The organism is Marinobacter azerbaijanicus (assembly GCF_030250645.1).
GTDB classification, from domain to species: domain Bacteria; phylum Pseudomonadota; class Gammaproteobacteria; order Pseudomonadales; family Oleiphilaceae; genus Marinobacter; species Marinobacter azerbaijanicus.
Window position 1 is genome coordinate 184,302 of record NZ_JASSVS010000007.1, and the last position, 21,385, is coordinate 205,686.

Annotated in this window: 19 protein-coding genes, 1 tRNA gene and 1 pseudogene; 5 read left to right on the plus strand and 16 right to left on the minus strand. The window is 57.5% G+C overall.

Annotated features, from left to right (window positions below):
* Positions 1 to 189: 189 nt before the first annotated feature.
* A complete protein-coding gene (locus QPM17_RS14995; protein WP_285391644.1) occupies positions 190 to 429 on the minus strand; it encodes a TIGR02647 family protein in 240 nt (79 codons plus the stop codon).
* A 94-nt stretch (positions 430 to 523) separates the two neighbouring features.
* On the opposite strand from QPM17_RS14995, the gene QPM17_RS15000 reads away from it, so the two are divergent.
* Positions 524 to 856, plus strand: coding sequence for a tRNA-binding protein (locus tag QPM17_RS15000; protein WP_285391645.1), 333 nt, complete (start codon positions 524 to 526; stop codon positions 854 to 856).
* Between the two features lie 202 nt (positions 857 to 1,058).
* On the opposite strand, the pseudogene QPM17_RS23805 reads toward QPM17_RS15000, so the two are convergent.
* Positions 1,059 to 1,145 (minus strand): annotated as a pseudogene (locus QPM17_RS23805) (PEP-CTERM sorting domain-containing protein); the annotation flags it as partial.
* A gap of 815 nt (positions 1,146 to 1,960) precedes the next feature.
* Between QPM17_RS23805 and QPM17_RS15010 the strand changes: the two are divergent.
* Entirely contained in the window at positions 1,961 to 2,293 is a 333-nt protein-coding gene (locus QPM17_RS15010) for a hypothetical protein (RefSeq protein WP_285391647.1), read from the plus strand.
* A gap of 95 nt (positions 2,294 to 2,388) precedes the next feature.
* Here QPM17_RS15010 and QPM17_RS15015 read toward each other — a convergent pair whose 3' ends face one another.
* The 5 genes from QPM17_RS15015 to rpsU all read right to left on the minus strand — a co-directional run bounded on the left by QPM17_RS15015 (position 2,389) and on the right by rpsU (position 7,781).
* A complete protein-coding gene (locus QPM17_RS15015) occupies positions 2,389 to 3,189 on the minus strand; it encodes a PEP-CTERM sorting domain-containing protein (RefSeq protein ID WP_285391648.1) in 801 nt (266 codons plus the stop codon).
* A gap of 279 nt (positions 3,190 to 3,468) precedes the next feature.
* A tRNA-Ile gene (locus tag QPM17_RS15020) sits at positions 3,469 to 3,545 on the minus strand.
* A gap of 114 nt (positions 3,546 to 3,659) precedes the next feature.
* A complete protein-coding gene (gene rpoD / locus QPM17_RS15025) occupies positions 3,660 to 5,507 on the minus strand; it encodes an RNA polymerase sigma factor RpoD (protein ID WP_285391649.1) in 1,848 nt (615 codons plus the stop codon).
* Between the two features lie 172 nt (positions 5,508 to 5,679).
* Entirely contained in the window at positions 5,680 to 7,413 is a 1,734-nt protein-coding gene (dnaG, locus tag QPM17_RS15030) for a DNA primase (protein ID WP_285391650.1), read from the minus strand.
* A gap of 152 nt (positions 7,414 to 7,565) precedes the next feature.
* Positions 7,566 to 7,781, minus strand: a complete 216-nt coding sequence (gene rpsU / locus QPM17_RS15035; RefSeq protein WP_007153483.1) for a 30S ribosomal protein S21 — start codon at positions 7,779 to 7,781, stop codon at positions 7,566 to 7,568.
* 239 nt (positions 7,782 to 8,020) lie between these two features.
* Here rpsU and tsaD point away from each other — a divergent pair, with 239 nt between their 5' ends.
* Positions 8,021 to 9,076 carry a tRNA (adenosine(37)-N6)-threonylcarbamoyltransferase complex transferase subunit TsaD gene (tsaD, locus tag QPM17_RS15040; RefSeq protein ID WP_285391651.1) on the plus strand — a complete coding sequence of 352 codons (1,056 nt, stop codon included), beginning with the start codon at positions 8,021 to 8,023 and terminating at the stop codon, positions 9,074 to 9,076.
* Positions 9,077 to 9,079: 3 nt separating this feature from the next.
* Here tsaD and plsY read toward each other — a convergent pair whose 3' ends face one another.
* Positions 9,080 to 9,673, minus strand: a complete 594-nt coding sequence (plsY, locus tag QPM17_RS15045; RefSeq protein ID WP_285391652.1) for a glycerol-3-phosphate 1-O-acyltransferase PlsY — start codon at positions 9,671 to 9,673, stop codon at positions 9,080 to 9,082.
* A gap of 162 nt (positions 9,674 to 9,835) precedes the next feature.
* On the opposite strand from plsY, the gene folB reads away from it, so the two are divergent.
* Together folB and folK (QPM17_RS15055) are read left to right on the plus strand one after the other, a co-directional pair.
* Entirely contained in the window at positions 9,836 to 10,192 is a 357-nt protein-coding gene (gene folB, locus QPM17_RS15050) for a dihydroneopterin aldolase (RefSeq protein ID WP_285391654.1), read from the plus strand.
* Entirely contained in the window at positions 10,192 to 10,710 is a 519-nt protein-coding gene (folK, locus tag QPM17_RS15055; protein ID WP_285391655.1) for a 2-amino-4-hydroxy-6-hydroxymethyldihydropteridine diphosphokinase, read from the plus strand. The genes folB and folK (QPM17_RS15055) overlap by 1 nt, the downstream gene beginning before the upstream one ends.
* Positions 10,711 to 10,740: 30 nt before the next feature.
* Here folK (QPM17_RS15055) and pgi read toward each other — a convergent pair whose 3' ends face one another.
* From pgi to QPM17_RS15095, 8 genes are all read right to left on the minus strand, one after another.
* A complete protein-coding gene (gene pgi, locus QPM17_RS15060; protein WP_285391656.1) occupies positions 10,741 to 12,405 on the minus strand; it encodes a glucose-6-phosphate isomerase in 1,665 nt (554 codons plus the stop codon).
* A gap of 28 nt (positions 12,406 to 12,433) precedes the next feature.
* On the minus strand, positions 12,434 to 13,282 hold the full coding sequence (panC, locus tag QPM17_RS15065; protein WP_285391657.1) for a pantoate--beta-alanine ligase: 849 nt from the start codon (positions 13,280 to 13,282) through the stop codon (positions 12,434 to 12,436).
* Positions 13,279 to 14,073, minus strand: a complete 795-nt coding sequence (gene panB / locus QPM17_RS15070; RefSeq protein ID WP_285391658.1) for a 3-methyl-2-oxobutanoate hydroxymethyltransferase — start codon at positions 14,071 to 14,073, stop codon at positions 13,279 to 13,281. Before panB ends, panC begins: the two co-directional genes overlap by 4 nt.
* Positions 14,074 to 14,191: 118 nt before the next feature.
* A complete protein-coding gene (gene folK / locus QPM17_RS15075; RefSeq protein ID WP_285391659.1) occupies positions 14,192 to 14,707 on the minus strand; it encodes a 2-amino-4-hydroxy-6-hydroxymethyldihydropteridine diphosphokinase in 516 nt (171 codons plus the stop codon).
* 2 nt (positions 14,708 to 14,709) lie between these two features.
* Positions 14,710 to 16,056 (minus strand): polynucleotide adenylyltransferase PcnB, encoded by a 1,347-nt coding sequence (gene pcnB / locus QPM17_RS15080; RefSeq protein WP_285391661.1) that lies wholly within the window; start codon positions 16,054 to 16,056, stop codon positions 14,710 to 14,712.
* A 740-nt stretch (positions 16,057 to 16,796) separates the two neighbouring features.
* The gene (locus tag QPM17_RS15085) at positions 16,797 to 18,215 is read right to left on the minus strand and encodes a sigma-54-dependent transcriptional regulator (protein ID WP_285391662.1); all 1,419 of its coding nucleotides are present in this window, start codon (positions 18,213 to 18,215) and stop codon (positions 16,797 to 16,799) included.
* A gap of 7 nt (positions 18,216 to 18,222) precedes the next feature.
* Complete coding sequence (locus tag QPM17_RS15090; protein WP_285391663.1) at positions 18,223 to 21,183, minus strand: ATP-binding protein; 2,961 nt, start codon at positions 21,181 to 21,183, stop codon at positions 18,223 to 18,225.
* Entirely contained in the window at positions 21,173 to 21,349 is a 177-nt protein-coding gene (locus QPM17_RS15095; RefSeq protein WP_027830838.1) for a hypothetical protein, read from the minus strand. Before QPM17_RS15095 ends, QPM17_RS15090 begins: the two co-directional genes overlap by 11 nt.
* Between the last annotated feature and the right edge of the window lie 36 nt (positions 21,350 to 21,385).

Here is a 21,385-nt window from a genome sequence, read left to right on the forward strand (position 1 = left end):
TTTTTGATGTCGAAATGACCACTCCAAAAAGGAAGATGGTTTAAAGGTGAAGGAAATACAGAGTCTTATCAGGCCGAATGCTGTGTTGTTTTGTTACCGGTTGTTGTGGCTTGTTGCTGGGGGAGGGGGTAAAAAAGGCTCCTGGTCAGGAGCCTTGAGAAAGGGACATCGGAATACCGGAGGGGTTTGTCAGTTGCTGGACAGTACCGATAATACTCTCTGAACCTGTTCTACCACCTCACTACCCAGGCTCGTCAGATAACCACCATCCTTCTGAGTAATCAGACCTTTGCGGTGGAGACGTTCAGCCGCAGCAACCATTTCCGGCGCAGCTGAATGCTGGTGAACCTTGATGCCTTCCTGGGCGGAAGACTGGTCGAACATGGCAAGCAGGTTGAGTTCATCAATGTGGTCGGACGAAAAGGGCATGGTAGCTTCCTTGTGTTATTTTAAGGGACTTACAGTAGTTGTATACGAAGCTGGAGCATTCAGCAAAGCGATTTCGGGGTGAGGCAAACAATACATGATCAGTTGGGAAGATTTTGAGAAAGTAGAACTGCGAATCGGTACCATTATCGAAGCGCATGAGTTTCCGGAAGCACGCAAACCGGCCTATAAACTGAAAGTCGATTTTGGTCCCGAGGTGGGTGTCCGCAAATCCAGTGCCCAGATCACTGACCTGTATGATCCTGAGACGCTCATAGGTAAGCAGGTGCTCGCTGTGACCAATTTCCCGCCGAAACAGATTGGTTCATTCATGTCTGAGTGTCTGGTGACGGGTATCAGGACGGAGGAAGGCTCAATAACGCTCGTTGGCACAGATCATAAAGTCAGCAATGGACAGCGCCTTATCTGAAGGCCAGTGAAGATTGGCGTAGCTATGCGTTGCTGTGTGACTGTACTTGGTGAAACTGTCAAAAAACCCGACACTGAAGAAATAAACCTGTATGCCAAGAGGTTTTGACCCGGGCTCTATTTGTTTGCACTGCGGATGCTTGTTGGGGAAATGAAAAAGGCTCCTCATGAAGGAGCCTTTAACCAGGAGCCTGAATTGCAGTCTATGCGGACTTCCTCCTGCGGAAAAGTCCAAGGCCAACTAAGCCCAAGCCAACCAGCCCAAGCGTGCCTGGTTCCGGAACCGTTACGGTGCCGCCATCAAGCTCAGTAAGGTGGCTGAGTTCCATCTCTTCGAGTTTTTTGGTTCCGAAGTAGTCTTCAAGGCTGAATACCGCCCAGTCAAGGCTGGCCACGTTTTTGAAAAGTACACTGGTTGTGGAATCCTTCACCAGGAAGTAACCCGGACTCGTCAGCAGTTCAACAGCAATGACATTGACATCCTCATCAGTCGACTTGAACGAAGCCGGATCCGACTTATAAGAATACGTTACGGTAAAACCGAGGACAGAAGACGCCCAGGTTGCCTCGTCTTCCGGGCTTCCAAGAACGCCGGTGTCATTCACGTAAGTGTCGAGATCCCCGACATTAGTGGCGCCACCATCAATATAGTAGCCGAACGCCGAGCCGCTCAGAGTCAGAGCAACGGCCGAGCCGAAACTTATCAGCAGTTTTTGAAGATTCATTTGTGAAGCTCCCTGTTCTTTCAGTGGTTCTGCCAGTGGTTCTGCGCCACTATTAACTCAAGCCTCTCGGCCCGAGAATTTCGCATGAGCAAATTGCCTTTTGCTTGATTATTAGGTAGCAAGAAGCGGGCCGAAATCGCAGTAGACTGATAAAGTTATGGTTTTTTTGGGAGGTCAGTGGTTATTGCTGTATCTCTGTAAAAATTGTCGACACGGTCACAAAAGGTTTTGCTGCACTGATCCTGATTCTCTCAGTATCACCAGGTACTTTCGCCCAGTCAGCGGGGAAGCAGCTCATTGACGGCATTGTCAACGATGTCATTAATCGAACCGCGGAAACGGCAAGAGAAGAAGTTCGCCGGAAAACGGGAATTGACCCGTTGGATCGTGGTTGCGAAGACAGGAGTGATTACCGTCCGGCCCCTTCTGATCTCCGAGAAGAGTCAATCGATGAGCTCCGCCGCCTGGATATCGAATACGATCGCAAAGTTGCAAAACTTGAATCGGAGCTTCAGCGAGAGCTCAAGAAGTCAGAGCGAGAATTCCGTCGCGAGGCTGAGAAAGAAGGCAAGCCAGAGAAGATAAGGGATAAGCGAAGGAAGCTCGAGAAGAAAGTTGATAAGGCACACGCGAAGTTTGAGGAAAAGCTGCGTAAAGAGAGTGATCGGTACGATCGAAAGCGCGAGCAGATTTTATCAAAGCATTATGAATGAGGTGATCGGTTCACTTGGATAACGGGGCGGGTACCAGCCCGGCATCCTGAATCAGTCATGCCGGGCCTCATAAGAGTGCTACTAAGCGCGGCGGCTTACACCGAAATCCCATGTTTGCGTCGTCCGGCCAGGACACCCAGAACCAGCAGTCCGAGCGATAACGTCGCCAGGCTTGACGGCTCGGGAACGGTCGCTGGATCATCTCCGGGATCGGAGGCCCCGATTTCCTCGTAGGCGACAGCTGTTCCGTTACTCGCGATTGCTACGGGTTGGCCGCCCGAAAGGGTGTTGTATTGCTTCACCCGGAATCCACCTGAGTCGCTGTCGGAAATGGGTGTATCTTCCAGCGGATCTATAAACTCCCAGTTCGGATACCGTGAGCCCGTGAACTCAATCGAACTACCGAGCGAGCTGAGGAAGGCGTTATAGTTGCCGTATACCGAGGCGCCGTCCTCGCCCTCCAGAATGGTGAGAATATTGCCGCCGTCTTCCAGGAACGATTTCGCGGCTGCAATTTCGCCGCTGGTGTAGGCGAGCGGTGCGTTGAACGTCTGCGTGACGACCAGCATATCGACACTGTCCAGCAGGCTGTTTGTCAGTTCGGCCCCGGATTCAGTCGGAGTGATCCCCGCTTCGCTGTTGAAATGGTTGAGTAGGGTTTCCTGAAAGAAGGCTTCCCTTGAGAACAGCACCTCGCTGCCGCTGCCAAGCAGGTTCTCATAGATCGGAAAATTGACCTCCTGATCGACACTGATGTCGCCCACGACCGTGATAGCGCCGGCATGCGCCTGGCCAGTCCAGAACATGGCCATTCCGGAAACCAGTAATCCTGTGAGCAGTCGTTTTAGGCTGTGTGAGCCAGTTGTCTCTTGATGTTTGGTGAGTACGTGTTCCATTTCGCCTCCCTTAGAATGCTTGCGTGTGTTTATTGCAGTGCATGCGCCAGGGTGGCTGGCTCAACCATAGATCAAGCAAACATCATGCGAACCAGGCTAGAGCCCTGATTTTTAAACCTGCGTCCTTGTCAGGCCCTCTGGAGAGTTCGTAAATCGTAAATTCAGTCGACGCTCAGAAGAACAAAACGGTGGGTGTGGGCTGAGTTTGTGAGATCAGAAGTGTTTGGGGAACCGATGAGGTGCGAGGGATTTCAGCAACTGATTGCCGATCGGTAAGAATGGTGGGCCCACCTGGACTCGAACCAGGGACCAAAGGATTATGAGTCCTCTGCTCTAACCAACTGAGCTATAGGCCCTTTTGTCAGCGGATGCTGCTTAAAGGTTTGTTTTTCGGGGTGTTACTCCCGGCGGGAGCAACAAAGCGGGCGCCATTATACCGGTGAGGGGTGGCGCCCGCTACTGTTGTGGTGTTATCCGTTACCCTGATCGTCAATGAAGCCGCGCAGGTGGTCGGAGCGGGAAGGGTGACGCAGTTTGCGCAGGGCCTTGGCTTCGATCTGGCGGATTCGCTCACGGGTTACGTCGAACTGTTTGCCCACTTCTTCCAGGGTGTGGTCGGTGTTCATTTCGATACCGAAACGCATGCGCAGCACCTTGGACTCGCGCGCGGTCAGGCCGGAGAGCACTGAGCGGGTGGCTTCGCGCAGGCCTTCGGCGGTAGCGGAGTCGACGGGCGACAGAGCCTGGATGTCTTCAATGAAGTCCCCCAGGTGGCTGTCTTCGTCATCACCGATCGGCGTTTCCATGGAGATCGGCTCCTTGGCGATCTTCAATACCTTGCGGATCTTGTCCTCGGGCATTTCCATGCGCTCGCCCAGCTCTTCCGGAGTGGGCTCGCGGCCCATTTCCTGCAGCATCTGGCGGGAGATGCGGTTGAGCTTGTTGATGGTTTCGATCATGTGCACCGGAATACGGATGGTGCGGGCCTGGTCCGCGATGGAGCGAGTGATGGCCTGACGAATCCACCAGGTGGCATAGGTGGAGAACTTGTAGCCACGGCGATACTCGAACTTGTCGACGGCCTTCATCAGGCCGATATTGCCTTCCTGGATCAGGTCCAGGAACTGCAGGCCGCGATTGGTGTACTTCTTGGCAATGGAGATAACCAGACGCAGGTTGGCTTCCACCATTTCCTTTTTGGCGCGGCGGGCCTTGGCTTCACCGATGGAAACGCGGCGGTTGATTTCCTTGATGTCGGAAACGTCCAGATCCACTTCAGTCTGGATGTTGGCAATACGCTTCTGCAGGCGGACGATTTCGTCGATGCGCTCGGCAATCAGCGGTGCGTAAGGTTTCTTGCTCTTGGAGATCTTCTCGGCCCAGTCCAGGCTGGTTTCGTTGCCCGGGAACGACTTGATGAAATCCTTGCGTGGCATCTTGCATTCGCGCACGCAGATTTTCATGATCGCGCGCTCATTTTCACGCACCAGGTCGTTGGTGGAGCGGACCACGTTCACCAGTTCATCGAATGCCTTGTTGCCCAGCTTGAACGGCGCGAACACCTGTCCCAGCTCATTCAGGGCTTCCTGGGTTTTCTTGTGGCTACGACCATATTTGGCCAGGCACGCATCGGCGGCATCGAGCTTTTCTTTCAGCAGCTCGAAGCGCAGCCGGGTTTCTTCCGGATCAGGACCGCTCTCGGTTTCTTCTTCGCTGTCGTCATCGTCATCGTCGGTGGATGAGTCGTCAGAACTGCTGGAAGTGTCCGGCGTGTTGTCCTCGTCCATGAACGGCTCGGCGCCGTCAGGGTCGAGGAAGCCGGATACGATGTCACTGAGACGGCCTTCGTTCTCGATGATCCGGTCGTAGGCCTGGATAACAGTGCCGGCGATGCCGGGGAAGTGCGCCACAGCAGCCATAACATCGCGGATACCTTCCTCGATGCGCTTGGCGATGACGATTTCGCCTTCACGGGTCAACAGCTCCACAGTGCCCATTTCCCGCATGTACATGCGGACGGGATCTGTGGTGCGGCCGGCGTCGGATTCTACGGCAGCGAGTGCGGCGGCGGCTTCGGCGGCAGCAGCTTCGTCGGCGGTGGAATCGCCGTCGGTCATCAGAAGCGTGTCAGCGTCCGGTGCAACTTCGGACACCTGAATGCCCATGTCGTTGATCATGCGAATGATGTCTTCGACCTGATCCGGGTCAGCAATGTCTTCCGGGAGGTGGTCGTTTACCTCGGCGTAAGTCAGGTAGCCTTGTTCCTTGCCTCGTGCAATGAGGTCTTTCAAACGTGATTTCTGCGAATTGCCTGACATAGACACCCTGTGAACTCGCTGGTAAAAGTAAAAAAGTTAAACAGCCATTATAGCTGTCGTGCGGTTGCTCTGCCACCGGATGGTTAGATGGTGATCAACACTGCAAGTTTCAAGTGCAGTGTCCTTTCCGGCTTCAATTATTGCGCGTTTTGGCCCGCCGGCCCTGTGCTGCTCAATTATCGTTCTGACCGGTCAGTGCCTTCAGTTCCTGCCGCTCTTCGGCAGTGAGGTCCGCGAGGCTGCGTTTTTCCGACAGCAGGGACGCCAACCGTTGCTTGCGAGCGACTTCCTGGTTCGGATTAAGCATCTCCCGGGCGCCTGCCAGGGTCTGTTCCCGTGCCGGCACGTGTTCAATGCCGTCGAACAGGCTGTAGAACTGTTCCCTGGCGCGGTTATCCGTTGCCAGTTGGCGAATCAGAGAGCGCCGGTCAGCGATGGCGTTCTCCAGAATCCAGCTTGCAAACTGGCCAGCCTGCCTGAACTGGCGGCTGCTTCTGCACAGCTCCGATATTTCGCTCGCCATGTCCGGCGCTTCCAGCAGGGCCAGGCAAAGCTGGGTATCCTTGCTGAGTTTTACGTCAATCCGTTGTTCCTGTACCCGGCGCTCACCATAGCCGCCCCTGCCGTTCTGCTGGCGGCGGCTTTGCCAGTCACCCCGGTTGGTACCACACAGCCGAAGCATTTCGTGCCACATGGCATCCCTGAGGGTGCTCCTGGGCATTTTCTTGAGCAGTGGCTCTACCCGTGCCTTCAGCTCGCCCCGGTCTTCCGGCAGCGTCAGGTCCAGCCCCTCGCTCTGCCGGTTGAACAGGTAGCGGGACAGGGGCGTGGCACCGTCGATGCGCTTCTGGAACGCGTCTGCGCCTTCCTTGCGTACCAGCGTGTCCGGGTCTTCACCGTCCGGCATCATCAGGAACTGCAGATGCAGCCCGTCAGTCAGCAACTCCAGGGCGTTTTCCATCGCCTTGTCTGCCGCGCGATATCCTGCCTGGTCGCCGTCGAAACAGAACACCAGATGCCGCACCTGTTTCAACAGGGCTGACAGGCTGTCCTGATTTGTCGCCGTACCCAGCGTCGCCACTGCGAAGTGGATGCCGTTCTGTGCCAGGGCAATGACATCCATATACCCTTCCACCACCAGCAGTCTGTCCAGCTGGCGGATCGACTGTTTGGCTTCATAAAGGCCGTAAATCTCGCGGCTTTTATGAAAGACATCAGACTCCGGAGAGTTGATGTACTTGGCCTTGTCGTCACCCAGTGTGCGCCCGCCAAAGGCAATGGTCCGGCCGCGGCTGTTGCGGATAGGGAACATCACCCGGTTGCGGAACAGGTCCCGTGGCCGCCCGTAGCGGTCAGACACGGTGCCGGTTTCGATGAGCGGCCCCTGCAGATCCTTGCTGGCGCTGTCGAACAGGGCCGTGCCAGTGCCGGGAGCATAGCCCAGCTGGTACTGTTCAATAATGCTGTCGTCCAGGCCCCGCTGTTTCAGGTAGTCCCGGGCGAATTCGCCTTGCTGGCCCCTGAGCGCGCTCTGGTAGAAGCGGCTGGCATAGTCAAGGGCGTCTGTCAGGGTTCGCGCCTGCTGCATTTCCTGGCGCGCGCTCTGGTCATAGGGCACTTCCATGCCGGCTCGGCGGGCCAGTTCTTCGACAGCGTCGGTAAACCCGAGGCCGTCAAACTCGCGAACAAAGCTGATGGCATCGCCGTGGGCGCCACAGCCAAAGCAGTGGTAAAAGCCCTTGTCTGGCCGAACGTTGAAAGACGGCGTTTTCTCATCATGGAAGGGGCAGCGGGCCTTGTAGTTGCCGCCGGCCTTTTTCAGGGTGATACGTGATCCGATCAGCTCGGCCAGGTCTATCCTGTCGAGCAGGTCTTCAACAAAACGTTGCGGGATCAGTCCACTCATGATGTCTCCGGTCGCACGGCAAATACCGGGCATGCAAGTACAGCCAAAAATGCCGCCGAAGCCAGGCCTCGGCGGCATTTTTTATCGCTCTGTGCAACCTGCGGCTATACAGGCGAATATAGGTTTGCAGTCAAGCGGCGTCCGGATAAAGCTTAGTACAGACGCTCGAACTTGCGCTGTTCCCGCTGAAGCTTCTTGAGATGACGCTTGACGGCGGCAGCTGCCTTGCGCTTGCGTACGGCTGTCGGCTTCTCGTAGTGCTCGCGGCGACGTACTTCCGACAGAACACCTGCTTTCTCGCAGGAGCGCTTGAAGCGACGAAGGGCTACGTCAAACGGTTCATTCTCTTTCACTTTAACAGCTGGCATTCGAAAATCACCTACCTGATTGATTCGGTTTCTGTTTTGTCTGATCGACCTGTCTGTCAAATCGACTCGATACCTGGTCAGATTGGCTAAAACTCGACCAGTGCTTATTTAAGGCCGGCAATGATAGCGTCTGCCCATGCCCAAGGTCAATGTTTGTTCGATGAAACTGACTGAGGGTTTCGGGTTTCTGCTAAAATGATCCGCTGACTTTAACCAGCCTGGAGTTGTGGCCCTTATTTATGCTGATTCTCGGTATTGAAACCTCCTGTGATGAAACCGGCGTTGCCCTGTATGACAGTGACCAGGGGCTGCTGGCGCACGCCCTGTTCAGCCAGATTGCCATGCATGCGGACTACGGCGGGGTGGTACCGGAGTTGGCTTCCCGCGACCATGTGCGCAAGCTGCTGCCATTGTGTGACCAGGTGTTGGCGGAGGCTGGCAAGGTCCGCGGCGATATCGGGGGAATTGCCTACACGGCGGGGCCCGGTCTGGTGGGTGCTCTGATGGTGGGTGGCTCTGTGGCCCATGCCCTGGGATTTGCCCTGGGAATACCTGTGCTGGGTGTCCACCACATGGAGGGTCATCTGCTGGCGCCCATGCTGGAGGACAATCCGCCGGCGTTTCCGTTTGTCGCTCTGCTGGTCTCCGGCGGACATACACAACTGGTGCTGGTCAACGGCATTGGCGAGTATGAAATGCTCGGCGAATCCGTGGACGACGCCGCCGGTGAGGCCTTTGACAAAACCGCCAAGATGCTTGGGCTGGATTATCCGGGCGGCCCGAGAGTGGCAGCGCTTGCGGAAAAGGGCACACCGGGGCGCTATCGGTTTCCGCGACCCATGACCGACCGGCCCGGGCTGGATTTCAGCTTCAGCGGTCTGAAGACATTCACCCTGAATACTGTCAACGCAGAGGAAAAGGCCGGTGGCCTGGATGATCAGACGCGCGCCGATATTGCCCTGGCCTTCGAGGCTGCGGTGGTGGATACCCTTACTATCAAGTGTCGCCGCGCCCTTGAGCAGACCGGTAGTAAACGCCTGGTGATTGCCGGTGGTGTGAGCGCCAACAAACGGCTGAGGGCCGGTCTGGAAAAAATGACCGAAAAGCTGCGGGCTGGCGTGTTCTATGCCCGCCCTGAATTCTGCACCGACAATGGTGCCATGATTGCCTATGCCGGTTGCCAGCGCATGAAGGCCGGGCAGCAGGATGGCGACCGGATTGTGGCGGTGCCGCGGTGGCCCATGAGCACCCTGCCGTCTGTCGGAGAGCCGCGGGCCAATGGGCTGGTGGACTAGGCGCTAGAAGCCTGGCTCCCGGCCCTGGGCCATACGGATCAGGTTGTTGCGGTGTCGTACCACAATCAGTATGGCCAGGAGGCCGAACAGGGGCATGGTGCCAGGCTCAATCAGGGCGCTGATGATCGGGCCGCTGACAATCGCGATGATCGAAGCCAGTGCGGAAATCTTCCAGCGCCACATCACCAGTGCCCAGATGGCGGCCAGCATCAGTGTGGTAACAGGCGCCAGTGCCAGCCCGGCACCCAGTGCCGTAGCCACGCCTTTGCCACCCTTGAAGCGATAGAATAGCGGAATCATGTGCCCGGTCACCGCGCACAGTGCCACCATGGCCTGGGAGAGGATCGTCAGGTCTGCCTGGTGGGCGAGCCATACCGGAAGCCATCCCTTTGCTGCATCCAGAGCCAGCGTCACTGCTGCTGGTGGCCAGCCGCCGGCGCGGTAGACATTGGTGGCGCCGGGGTTGCCGGAGCCCAGTGCTCGTGGGTCGGGAAGATGCCAGGCACGGCATACAGGAAGCGCAAACAGCACTGACCCTGCCAGGTAGGCCAGGGCGCAGAGCAGAACTGTCATTACCGGGTCGCTCAGGTAGCTCATCAGCGTTGTTCGTTCGCAAAGTGGTAAAGACGCAAAGACGCGTGCTGGTCATTTATGAGAAAATGCCGGCCCCGCGAAACGATGCAGGTCAGGCATTACACAGTATCCGCTGCCTGTACGTTATTCAATCAGCAAAGAGTGTAAGCCCGGGAGTACGATCCGTTGACAGATAGTGTACTGATCGAAGGTCTGGCCGTTGAGGCAATCATCGGCGTGTACGACTGGGAGCGGGAGGTCAGCCAGCGCCTGCTGGTGGATCTCGAGCTGGCCTGGGACAACCGGGTGCCGGCGGCTTCGGATGATGTCAGCGATGCGCTGGACTATGCTCTGGTCAGTGAACGGGTCTCGGCCTATCTGGTGCAGGCTCGCCCGCAGTTGCTGGAAACCGCCGCCGAAGGCATTGCCAGCCTGTTGCAGGAAGAGTTTGGCGTGCGCTGGTTGCGGCTGGCCCTTCGCAAACCCGGCGCGGTGCCCGCTGCGGCCGCCGTTGGTGTGAAGATTGAACGGGGGAGCCGGTGATGGCACGGGTGTATATCAGTATCGGCAGCAACATCGATCGCGAGCGCTATATCACGGCGGCCCTGGATGCCCTGGGCAACTGGTTTGATGAGCTGCTGACCTCATCGGTCTACGAAAGCGAATCCGTGGGCTTTGACGGTTCGCCCTTCTACAACCTGGTGGTGGGCGTCGACACGGGCCTGACCGTGGCAGAGCTGTCGGCCCGCTTCAAACAGCTGGAAGCGGACAACGGCCGGAGGCGGGGTATGCCCAAGTTCAGCGCCAGAACCCTCGACCTGGATATTCTCACCTACGACGACGAAGTCGGCAGGATCGATGGCGTGGAGCTACCCCGCGGTGAGATTCTGAAGAACGCGTTTGTGCTGCTGCCATTGGCGGAGATCGCGCCGGACGACGTTCATCCGGTCTGCGGCAAACGTTACGAGGCTTTGTGGCAGGCCTATGATCGGGACCAGAAACTGTGGCCGGTGGATTTTACCTGGCAGGGCCGGCTCATTTCGCAGGCCGCTACCGGGTAACCGGTTCTATTCCCCGACCAGGTGCTTTTTCTAGGAGCCGTGGTGCGAGCGGAATAGCCGGATAAGGCCGTCCGTTGAGCTGTCGCTGGGTGCGTCACTTTCCGGGGTGTCGCCGGTGAGACGGTCCAGAATACCCTTTCCCATCTGTTTGCCCAGTTCCACACCCCACTGATCGAATGAATCCACATCCCAGATAATGCCCTGCACAAAAGTGCGATGTTCATAGAGCGCTATCAGCGCACCAACGGTTTCCGGTGTCGACTTGTCCATCAGCAGGGTATTGCTGGGCTTGTTTCCGGGAATCACCTTGTGGGGTGCCAGTTTGTCGATTTCGTCAGTATTCATGCCTTCGGCTTTCAGTTCTGCTTTTGCCTCGTCCAGAGTCTTGCCGGACATAAGTGCCCGCGACTGGCTCAGGCAGTTGGCAAACAGGGTAACGTGGTGGTTGGCCACTTTGTTGTGTGTTTCCAGCGGGATAATGAAGTCGGCCGGAATCAGTCGGGTACCCTGGTGTAGCAGTTGGTGAAATGCGTGCTGGCCGTTTGCACCCACGCCGCCCCAGATCACTGGCCCGCTCTGATAGCTCAGCGGTTCACCGTTCTGGGTGACGCTCTTGCCGTTACTTTCCATGTCCAGCTGCTGAAGGTGTGCCGGCAGGCTGCGCAGGTAGTGGTCATAGGGCAGGATGGTATAGGTTTCGGCGCCCCAGAAATTGTTGTACCAGATCCCCAGCATGGCCATCACCACCGGCAGATTCTCCTCCAGGGGCGCGTCACGGAAGTGCTGGTCCATCGCGTTGGCGCCGGACAGCAGGGCGCGGAAATTGTCCATGCCGATCGTCAGGGCGACTGGTAAGCCAATGGCGGACCATAGTGAATAGCGCCCGCCAACCCAGTCCCACATCGGGAAAATATTGTTTTCGGAAATGCCGAAGTTCACCGCTTCCGGCGTGTTGGCGGTTACTGCCACAAAGTGCCGGGCGATCTCATCTTCACTGCCGCCGTTCTCGAGGAACCAGGCCCTGGCCACTTTGCTGTTCTCCAGGGTTTCCTGGGTGCGGAAGGATTTGGACTGGATCAGGAACAGGGTGGTTTCGGGATTGACCCGGCGCAGCACTTCGGCAATCTGGGTGCCGTCAATATTGGCTACGTAGTGACAGTTCAGCTGGCCATGCCAGTATGGTCGCAGGGCTTCCGATACCAGTTTGGGGCCAAGGAAAGAGCCGCCGATGCCGATGCTGACAACGTCGGTAAAGGCTTTGCCGCTGCGGCCCTGCCAACGTCTACTGAGCACGTCCTCCACAAACTGCCCCATGCGATTCAGCGTGGTTTCGACTTCTGGCGTAATGTTGGTGCCATCCACGTGAATGGGCTCGCCACTGCTGTCCCGCAGGGCCACGTGGAGCGCGGGGCGCCGTTCCGTCACATTGATGGGGTCGCCGCGAAACATGGCGTCGGTACGTTCGGGCACACCGCAGCTTCTGGCCAGTGCCATCAGCTTTGCCATGGTGTCATCGGTCATGCGATTGCGGGAGTAATCCAGGGACAGGCCGCCGCCGCGGATGAAAAAGCGGCTGGCCCGGTCCGGGTCGCTACGGAACATGTCCCGCATGTGGGTGTCAGCCAGTTCCTTCTGATGCGTTGTCAGTGCCTGCCACTCTGGCCGGCTGGTGAGTAGTGCAGAGCCCTGGGGCATAGTGGAATCCCTTCGTCAGTCTGTGTGGTTAACGGGTGATTGACAGGTTGTCGATCAGTCGCGTGGTTCCCAGAAATGCCGCCACCAGCAGCGTCAGCTCGGAGTCATCGGGGCTGGCCGGCTTCAGGGTCAGGCTGTTGGCAATGTTGAAATAATCCGGGCGCAGCCCTGCTTCGCTGAGAGCTTCATTGGCCTCCTGCTCGAGCGTTGCGAAATCGGTGCGGCCACTGCGGATCTGTTCCGCCGTATTTTTCAGGGTGCGATAGATGATCGGTGCGATGACGCGCTCATCCTCCGTCAGAAAGCCGTTGCGGGAACTCTTTGCCAGCCCGTCGCCTTCGCGCACAGTCGGGCTACCGATGACTTCTACCGGTATCATCAGGTCCCGGGTCAGTTTTCGTATGACCGCCAACTGCTGGTAATCCTTTTCGCCAAACACGGCGATGTCAGGCTGTACCATGTTAAAGAGCATGGTGACGACCGTTGCCACGCCTTCAAAGTGTCCGGGACGACTGGCGCCGCAATGGCCTTCACTGGCTTCCGGTACGATGACGCGAGTGTGCCGTGCCAGCCCCTGAGGATAGATTTCATCATTGGAAGGGGCAAACACCAGGGTGCTGCCCGCCGCTTCCAGCCGTTCCTGATCTTCTATCAGCGTGCGTGGGTAGGTGTCCAGGTCTTCTGTGGCGCCAAACTGCATGGGGTTTACAAAGATGCTGGTCACCACGATATCAGCGGCTTCCCGTGCCTTGCGGACCAGTGAGATATGGCCTTCATGCAGGTTGCCCATGGTGGGCACCAGCCCGATGCGCTTGCCCTGCTGGCGAAAGCCACGAAGCATGGCGCGCAGTTCTTTAAGTGTATGTACGGTTCTCATGCCTTGAACGTATGCTCCTCGGCGGGGAATGAACGGTCACGAACAGCGGCCACATAGGCTTCAATAGCACCTTTGACAGAACTGGCCTCAGCCAGGAAATCCTTTACAAAGCGTGGTTTGCGGCCGGTAGTCATGCCCAGCATGTCGTGAACCACCAGTACCTGACCGTCGGTCTCGGCGCCAGCGCCAATGCCGATCACCGGTGCCTGCACCGCCTGTGTGATGCGGGCTGCCAGTGGGGCGGGCACGCATTCAAGCAGGATCACGTCCGCACCGGCAGCGACCAGTTCACAGGCGTGTTCGATCATTAACTCTGCGTGTTTTTCATCCCGGCCCTGGACCTTGTAGCCGCCAAATTTGTTGACGAACTGAGGGGTAAGTCCCAGGTGAGCGCATACAGGAACGCCCCTTTCGCTGAGTGCATGGATGGTATCTTTCATCCATCCGGTGCCTTCCAGCTTCACCATATGGGCTCCGGCACGCATTAGCTCGGCGGCATTCTCCAGGGCAGCTTCGGTGGTGCCATAAGTCATGAATGGCATGTCTGCCATGATCAGTGAGCCGCGATTGCCCTTGGCCACCGACGAAATGTGATACACCATCTGGTCCATGGTGACCGGCAGCGTACTGTCGTGCCCCTGAAGCACCATGCCGAGGGAGTCGCCAATCAGGATGACGTCAACACCGGCTTCGCTGACGATCTGCGCAAAGGTGGCATCGTAGGATGTCAGGACAGAGAAGGCTTCACCCTTCTGCTTGTATTCCCTCAGGGTATTGATGGTAACAGCCATAGAATCCTTGCCTTGTGGGTGGATGGGCCAAAACCGGGCCGGGGTATGCCGGCAATCAGGTCTTAAGGGTAATCCGGGGGTGTGTCTGAGGCAATAGCCGCACACCGAACCGTTTGCATCAGCTTGATGGGAACGGGGGCCGCGATACCGGTTTGAGTCTCTGTAGCCTATTATCCGGGCATCGGCGTCTTAAGTCCGCGAGGCGCCGGCCATCAGGCAGACTTCGTTCAGGATCCAGGTCCAGCAGTGGTTGTAATACGAAGTCGCGGTTGGCAAGTTCAGCGTGCGGAACGGTGAGACGTTCGCTGGTAATGGTTTCATTGCCGTACAGAAGCAGATCCAGATCCAGTGTTCGGGGGCCCCAGTGCTGAATGCGCTCGCGGCCATGGGCCTGTTCGATAGCCTGTAGCTGGTCCAACAGCTCAAAGGGGGAGAGTCCTGTGCGCAACCAGACTGCGCCATTGACGAAATCGGGCTGGTCCTGGGGGCCGACTGGCCTGCTGCTGTAGAACGGGGATTGTGCCACCAGTTCGGTTTTCGGCAGCGCAGCCAGCCGGGCCACAGCTCCGGCCAGTTGGGCAGACGGGTCCGCCATATTGCTGCCAAGCCCGACGAAGGCATCTGTGGCCGCCATGATCAGGACTTCTTTGCAGGCTTCTTGCGGCGGCGCTTCTTGGGGCCGTCAGTGCCAAGCTGGGTCAGCATGCGTTCCTGGCCGCGCTCGTCCGTTTCCTGGAATTCGGTCCACCACTGGCCGAGCCCGGGCTCGATTTCACCGGATTCTTCTCTCACCAGGAGGAAGTCATAGGCAGCGCGAAAACGTGGATGGGACATGGTGACAAATGCCCGCTTACCCTGACGCCTCGGCAGGCGCATCTGCAGTTCCCAGATTTCCTTCATGGGCCCGGAGAAGCGTTTGGGGATGGACGTGGCCTGAACCTGCCTGCCAATCACTTTGGCAATGGCCTGATGCAGGGCCGGCTGCACTGGCTCGCCGTTGTCCTGGCGTTTGCGCCATTCTGCCTGCAGCGCAGGCCAGAGCATGGCAGCGAACAGGAAATAGGGGGTAACGGACTTGCCCTTGGCAATGCGGGCATCGGTATTCCGCAGAGCCTTGCGGATCAGCTCATCAGGCTCGCCATTGTCGATGGCCTGAACCGTCTCGGGGAAGAGCGGCGCCAGCAGGTTGTACTCGCTGAGCAGGTCATAGGTGGCTTCACCGTGCCCGGCGGAGAACAGCTTCAGGACTTCCTCAAACAGGCGCGCCGGCGGAATGTGCGTCAGCAGCGGTGCCAGCTCCCGGATTGGAGCCTCGGTTTCCGGTTCGATATCGAAGCCGAGTTTGGCAGCAAAGCGCACGGCGCGCAGCATGCGCACCGGATCTTCCCGATAACGGGTTTCCGGGTCACCAATCAGGCGCATCTGGCGGTTTTTCAGGTCTTCAAGGCCGTTGGCGAAGTCCACCACGGTGAAGTCACGGATGCAGTAATAGAGCGCATTGACAGTAAAGTCGCGGCGCAGTGCATCTTCCTCCTGGCTGCCATAGACGTTATCCCGCAACAACAGGCCGTGCTCGCTGGTTCGGCGGTCGTCGTCATCATCACTGTCGTCTTCCGCTTCCGCGGCGTTACCGCGGAAGGTGGTGACTTCAATGACTTCACGTCCGAACAGAACGTGGACAATGCGGAAGCGCCTGCCAATCAGCCTGGAGTTGCGGAACAGGTCATGCACCTCTTCCGGCGTGGCATTGGTAGCGATGTCAAAGTCTTTGGGCTTGCCACCAAGAAGGATGTCCCGAACACCGCCGCCGACCAGATAGGCTTCGTAGCCGGCATTGTTCAGACGGCTGAGCACCTTCTTGGCAGGCTCGCTGATGGCGGAGCGAGAGACATTATGCTGATCCCGGGGGATTTCCCGGCGCTGGTAGGTGCGGGCTTTTTTCTTCCCGTTTCCTGACACGTATGACAATAGTCGTTTAAACATTGAATTCCGTTATTGCGGTGAGCAAAAGCGAGAGTTTAACGGTTTGGGCGGGATTTGCACATGTCTGGCGACATAAGCCGGTTAAAACAGCTGATGGAAGGGTGAATTCGGCCAGGTTGAAAAACCGTTGGGCTAGATAATCAAAAGGCGGATCCGTTTTCACGAACCCGCCCTGAAAGCGTTGACGATCTGCATTGTTTTTGTTTTTACCGGGATTTTTCTTGATTTTTCTACCCCACTGTCAATCCCCAAATACAGGGACTTCAGTAGTGCAAACGGAAAGCTTTGAATACACAGAGTAGTCAGAGACACCGGGCAGGCCTTCAAGTAAACGTAGTGCCGTCTGGACGACGATTCTTCTCCACATCTACAACCCACACGTGCCATGGGACCACTAAAAAGCAAAGTACCCAAAACACTCAGTTCGCTCACGTTCTGTTTTTGTTTTTGTTACCGAACGTCTTCTACAGCTTTTTGTTTTTGTTGTTGGCGCTGCGTTGTCACTGTTGTTTTTGTTGTTGTGCGCCCTATAGAGTGCAGTCCGTGTGCCAGTTTTTGAAAAGTGTTTATTAACAGTGAGTTAGTGTTTTGCAATCTTTCTGAAGGGGTACGTATAAGTCCGAAGTGTTACTGAGCGCTCAGTTTTTAGATCGTGGGTGTTACCGTGAGGAACACGGGGTAACAAATGAGCTCAGGTTCACAGTTTCCATGGTGCCCCCTCAGGCTTCGATATCCCTGTTTCAGTTGCCGGAGCTCTTTTTGCGGGGAATCCCGAGGCGCTGGCGTCTCTCCCACAGTGATTTACGGCTGATGCCAAGTTTCTGGGCGAGCTCTGTCTCGCTCATGCGGTCCTGGTTTTCCAGCACAAAGTGCTGGAAATAGTCTTCAAGCGACAGGTCACTGGTTGCTTCTGCCTCCCGGGAAAGGGTCTGTTCGTTGTTACCTTCCACCAGGGACTCGGGAATGTTCACGTCGCCACCTTCGCCATCCAGATCCAGCAGGGACGGGGTGATCAGGTCGTTGTCACAAAGGATGGTGGCCCGTTCAATGGCATTTTCCAGTTCCCTTACATTGCCGGGCCACCGGTGTCTTTCCAGTGCCCGCATGGCTTCCGGTGTCAGGTTGAGGTCGGGTTTTCCCATTTTTTCGCCCTGGCGCTTCAGAAAGCGCTGTGCCAGGCCCAGAATATCCGATTGGCGTTCCCTCAGAGGCGGAATGCGAACCTGCATGACATTGAGGCGATAAAACAGGTCTTCCCGGAACTCGCCGGTTCGGGTCATGGCCTTCAGATTACGGTGAGTTGCCGCAATCATGCGCACGTCCACCTGGCGACTCTGGGTGGAGCCTACCCTGCGGATCTCGCCTTCCTGGAGCACACGGAGCAGTCGGGCCTGGGCTTCGGCGGGTAGTTCGCCGATTTCATCCAGAAACAGGCTGCCACCGTCAGCGGCTTCGATCAGGCCAGTGCGAGCGGAAACGGCACCGGTAAACGAGCCTTTCTCATGGCCGAACAGCTCCGACTCGATCAGGCTTTCAGGAATAGCCGCACAATTTACGGAAATCAAAGGGCGTAAAGCACGGGGACTCATGAGATGCAGTGCCCGTGCCGCGAGTTCCTTACCGGTGCCGGATTCGCCCTGGATCAGCACCGTGGTTTCGGTGGGTGCCACCTTGCGAATCAGTGTGAAGACCCGTTGCATGGCATCGCAATGGCCATACATGATAGCTGCCGGGTCGCTGTCCGGATCGCTGCTGGTGCCACTGCCGTTGCCGCGCTCGGGTTTTTCGTCAGTGGCACTGCTTTCCTGGGGCTTTCTGGCCAGAATGCTTTCAACCGCTTCAAGCATTTCATCGTGATCGAACGGTTTGGCAATATACTCCACCGCCCCCATTTTCATGGAGTCCACGGCGGAGCGCAGGCTGGCGTAACTGGTCATGATCAGAACCGGGGTATCCGGCGCGCGCCGGATCAGTTCGGTGCCCGGGGCGCCGGGCAGTCGCAGGTCGGAAATGATCAGGTCAAAGCGGGTCGGGTCGTGGTTCTCTTCGGCTTCCTCGACGGAGCCCGCATCGGCGACTTCATAGCCGGCATGGGTAAGCAGTTTTCGAACCGCTGAACGGATAATCTCTTCATCTTCTACGATCAGAATGCGAGGCATAACGGTTTTACGACCCTTGGTTCTGGCTAATGGTGTTTCCGGTGTCCGGCTCGTAAGCGGGAACCCTCATGCGCACGCAGGTTCCCCGGCCCAGGTCAGCATTTGCCGGACTGTCCACCTGTATGTTGCCGTAGTGCTCTTCAATGATGCTGTACACCAGTGATAATCCAAGGCCGGTTCCCTTGTTGGGTGCCTTGGTGGTGTAAAAAGGCTCGAAGATGTGATCCAGCTGCTCTTTTGGTATGCCGGACCCTTCGTCAGTGACTTCGATAATAGCGGAGTAGCCGTCACGGTTTCCACTGATGCGGACCTCTCCACCGATTGGCGAGGCATCGCGGGCATTGGCCAGCAGATTGATGAAAACCTGAACCAGTCGCTGCTCGTCACCCAGGATCATCAGGTCATCAGGGCATTCGTTCACATAGTGAATGCCCATACCTTTATCGCTGAGCGACAGCAGATTGATGGATTCGTCCACGCATCGTCGAATGGCTACCGGTTCGTAGCGGTTGGCGTGAGCGTGGTTGCCCGTGCGGGCAAAATTCATCAACGACTGCAGGATGGTCGATATGCGCCGGGTCTGTTGCTGGATCTGGTCGGCGGTAGAGAGAATGTCGGGGTCATCCGTTTCCAGCTTGAGGTTCTGGGCCAGTGACGAGATGCCGGTAACCGGGTTGCCAATTTCATGGGCAACACCCGCTGCCAGGCGGCCAACTGAGGCCAGGCGTTCACTGTGCATCAGTTCGTCTTCCAGCAGACGGGTTTCGGTCTGGTCTTCCACCAGGATGATGCTGCCTCCCTCGGTATGGTCCGGGCCGCTCAGTGCAGCCTTGTGGAGGTTTAGCCAGTGAGGCCGGCCTTTCAGATCAAGTCTGTGTTTGTATCGATGCAGCTCCTCGCCACTGTTGAAATCGTCCAGCAACAGGTGCCAGTGCTCTGGTAAGGCCATCAGCCTTGCACCAACCACGTCATCGGCGGTAATGCCGGTGAGTGCCTCCATGGCATTGTTCCACATCAGTATTTCACCATCCTCACCGACGGAGCAGGCGGGAATGGGCAGATTCTGAAGAGTCTGGCGGTAGTGTCGGCGCAGGTTGTCCAGTTCACCGGCGAGCCCTGTAAGACGGTTCTGGTAATCACCCAGCGCGCGCTCGACGTAGCGGATATCCTGGGCAGTACCACCACTTGCCATGGGCTTGTAACCAAGGTGCCTTTTGACAAGATCCCGGGCAACCGCAGGGCCCAGGAGGCCTGAGAGATTCACCTCAACACGGTCGCGAAGGCGCCTGAGCTGGTAGGGGCGGTACTCCACATTGGGCAGTTTCAGTTGGGCCAGTGCCCGCTCCACTTCCCGTCTGGCGACACCAAAACCCAGAGGAACCGCCAGTTGCCGGACAAAGTCCGCCGACGAGGTGGCCAGCAATTCCCGCCGCTGGGGGCGGGAAAGTGCGCCGAGTGAGCAGGCTTCCGCTGCTCCGGCTTCTTCGGCAGTGCTGGTGCTCAGCACGGACAGCAGGGTAAATACGGCGACGTTCACCGTCAGGCTGACGAACGTAAAGATATGCCAGTTGCTGTAGTCCGGAACCAGTGGCGCGCCAAGGTATTCCAGCAGATTGGCGGTGTGCGAAAACGGCAGTACCAGCGTGACTATCCAGATGACCAGCCCGGATGCCAGGCCGGCGATCAGTCCGCGGCGATTGCCTTCAGGCCAGTAGATGACGCCCAGGGCTCCGGGTAGCAGCTGAAGCATGCCGGACAGCGAAATGGCGCCCAGTATGGACAGGTCAAGGTTCTTGCCCAGGGTTTCATGAAACAGCAGCGCTGCAAAAATAATGGCGGCAATCAGTAGTCGCTTTACCCATCTCAGCCAGTGGTAGATGTCGCCTTGATCTTTCGGTGTGCGAAGGGGAAGCACCGCGTGGTTCAAAACCATTCCCGCCAGTGCCAGGGTGGTGACGATCATCAGCCCGCTGGCAGCAGACAGGCCGGCGATGTACATCAGCAGTGTCAGTGCGGGGCTGCCCAGTGCCTGGGCCGTGCCAATGGCGTAGAAGTCGGGGCCGGTGGTCGCAGACAAGGCCTGGCCACCCCAGAGAATCAGTGGCACCGGCAGGCCCAGCAGCAGCAGGTAAAGGGGCAGGCCCCAGCTTGCCTTGGCCAGTGCTTTGGGGGAGGGGTTTTCGGCGAAGGTCATATGGTACATGTGGGGAAGTACCAGGGCACCGGCGAAGGACATCAGCATCAGTGCCCGCCAGCTGCCGTCGTCAATGTTCATGGTCATGGAGCTGACGGGGGTGTTCTGGTCCGCCAGCCAGATTTCCAGCCCCCCCAGGCCATCAAAAACGCCGAACAGGATCACGCCACCGAGGGTTAGCAGGGCAAACAGTTTGACCAGAGAGTCGAAAGCGATTGCGAGCACCAGGCCCTGGTGATTCTCCGATCCCTGGCTGCGCCTTGTTCCGAACAGCATGGCGAATAGCACAACGATGATGCTGAACAGTACGCTGATCATCCGGGGGGATGTGTCTGGCGCCAGCAGGCTGGCGGACGTGGACACCGCCTGGATCTGCATGCTCAGAAGGGCCATGATGGCCGTGCCGGAACAGAGGGTAACGAGGGTTCCGGCCCACTGACTGCGATAGCGATAGGCGAACAGGTCGGCCAGGGATGTGAGCTGGTAGGCGCGGCCAATTCTCATGATGGGGTTGAGCAGTACCGGGGCCAGCAGGAAGGCGCCACTGATGCCCAGATAATAGGCCAGGAAGCCAAAGCCGGATTCCGCGGCCATGCCCACGGCGGCATATACCGCCCAGATGCCGGCATACACCCCCAGGCTCAGTGTGTAGACCAGGGGGTGTCTTACCCAGCTGCGGGGCAGTACGCCCTTTTCGGTAATCCACGCGATGCCGAAGAGCAGCACCAGATAGAGCAGGCTGGCCAGTAACAGGCCGGGAGCACTAAAATTCATTGGGATCCCGTCGCCATTCCAGCCAGAAGCCGATGGCAATCAGGCCGGCCCAGATGATGTATGGGCTGTACCAGGCATTCCCGGGTGACGTCCACCAGTCAAGAATGTTGGGTGAGAATATGTAGATGGCCAGAACCAGAAGGAAGACCAGACGGTAGATATACATCAGGCATGATATCCGCACTGTCGTTTGTGAGAGGGT

What these genes read in the sequence shown, in the direction of transcription:
- QPM17_RS14995 (WP_285391644.1), bottom strand. Translation starts at nt 429, where the DNA reads ATGCCCTTTTCGTCCGACCACATTGATGAACTCAACCTGCTTGCCATG.
- QPM17_RS15000 (WP_285391645.1), top strand. Translation starts at nt 524, where the DNA reads ATGATCAGTTGGGAAGATTTTGAGAAAGTAGAACTGCGAATCGGTACC.
- QPM17_RS15015 (WP_285391648.1), bottom strand. Translation starts at nt 3,189, where the DNA reads ATGGAACACGTACTCACCAAACATCAAGAGACAACTGGCTCACACAGC.
- rpoD (WP_285391649.1), bottom strand. Translation starts at nt 5,507, where the DNA reads ATGTCAGGCAATTCGCAGAAATCACGTTTGAAAGACCTCATTGCACGA.
- dnaG (WP_285391650.1), bottom strand. Translation starts at nt 7,413, where the DNA reads ATGAGTGGACTGATCCCGCAACGTTTTGTTGAAGACCTGCTCGACAGG.
- rpsU (WP_007153483.1), bottom strand. Translation starts at nt 7,781, where the DNA reads ATGCCAGCTGTTAAAGTGAAAGAGAATGAACCGTTTGACGTAGCCCTT.
- tsaD (WP_285391651.1), top strand. Translation starts at nt 8,021, where the DNA reads ATGCTGATTCTCGGTATTGAAACCTCCTGTGATGAAACCGGCGTTGCC.
- plsY (WP_285391652.1), bottom strand. Translation starts at nt 9,673, where the DNA reads ATGAGCTACCTGAGCGACCCGGTAATGACAGTTCTGCTCTGCGCCCTG.
- folK (WP_285391655.1), top strand. Translation starts at nt 10,192, where the DNA reads ATGGCACGGGTGTATATCAGTATCGGCAGCAACATCGATCGCGAGCGC.
- pgi (WP_285391656.1), bottom strand. Translation starts at nt 12,405, where the DNA reads ATGCCCCAGGGCTCTGCACTACTCACCAGCCGGCCAGAGTGGCAGGCA.
- panC (WP_285391657.1), bottom strand. Translation starts at nt 13,282, where the DNA reads ATGAGAACCGTACATACACTTAAAGAACTGCGCGCCATGCTTCGTGGC.
- panB (WP_285391658.1), bottom strand. Translation starts at nt 14,073, where the DNA reads ATGGCTGTTACCATCAATACCCTGAGGGAATACAAGCAGAAGGGTGAA.
- folK (WP_285391659.1), bottom strand. Translation starts at nt 14,707, where the DNA reads ATGGCGGCCACAGATGCCTTCGTCGGGCTTGGCAGCAATATGGCGGAC.
- pcnB (WP_285391661.1), bottom strand. Translation starts at nt 16,056, where the DNA reads ATGTTTAAACGACTATTGTCATACGTGTCAGGAAACGGGAAGAAAAAA.
- QPM17_RS15085 (WP_285391662.1), bottom strand. Translation starts at nt 18,215, where the DNA reads ATGCCTCGCATTCTGATCGTAGAAGATGAAGAGATTATCCGTTCAGCG.
- QPM17_RS15090 (WP_285391663.1), bottom strand. Translation starts at nt 21,183, where the DNA reads ATGAATTTTAGTGCTCCCGGCCTGTTACTGGCCAGCCTGCTCTATCTG.
- QPM17_RS15095 (WP_027830838.1), bottom strand. Translation starts at nt 21,349, where the DNA reads ATGTATATCTACCGTCTGGTCTTCCTTCTGGTTCTGGCCATCTACATA.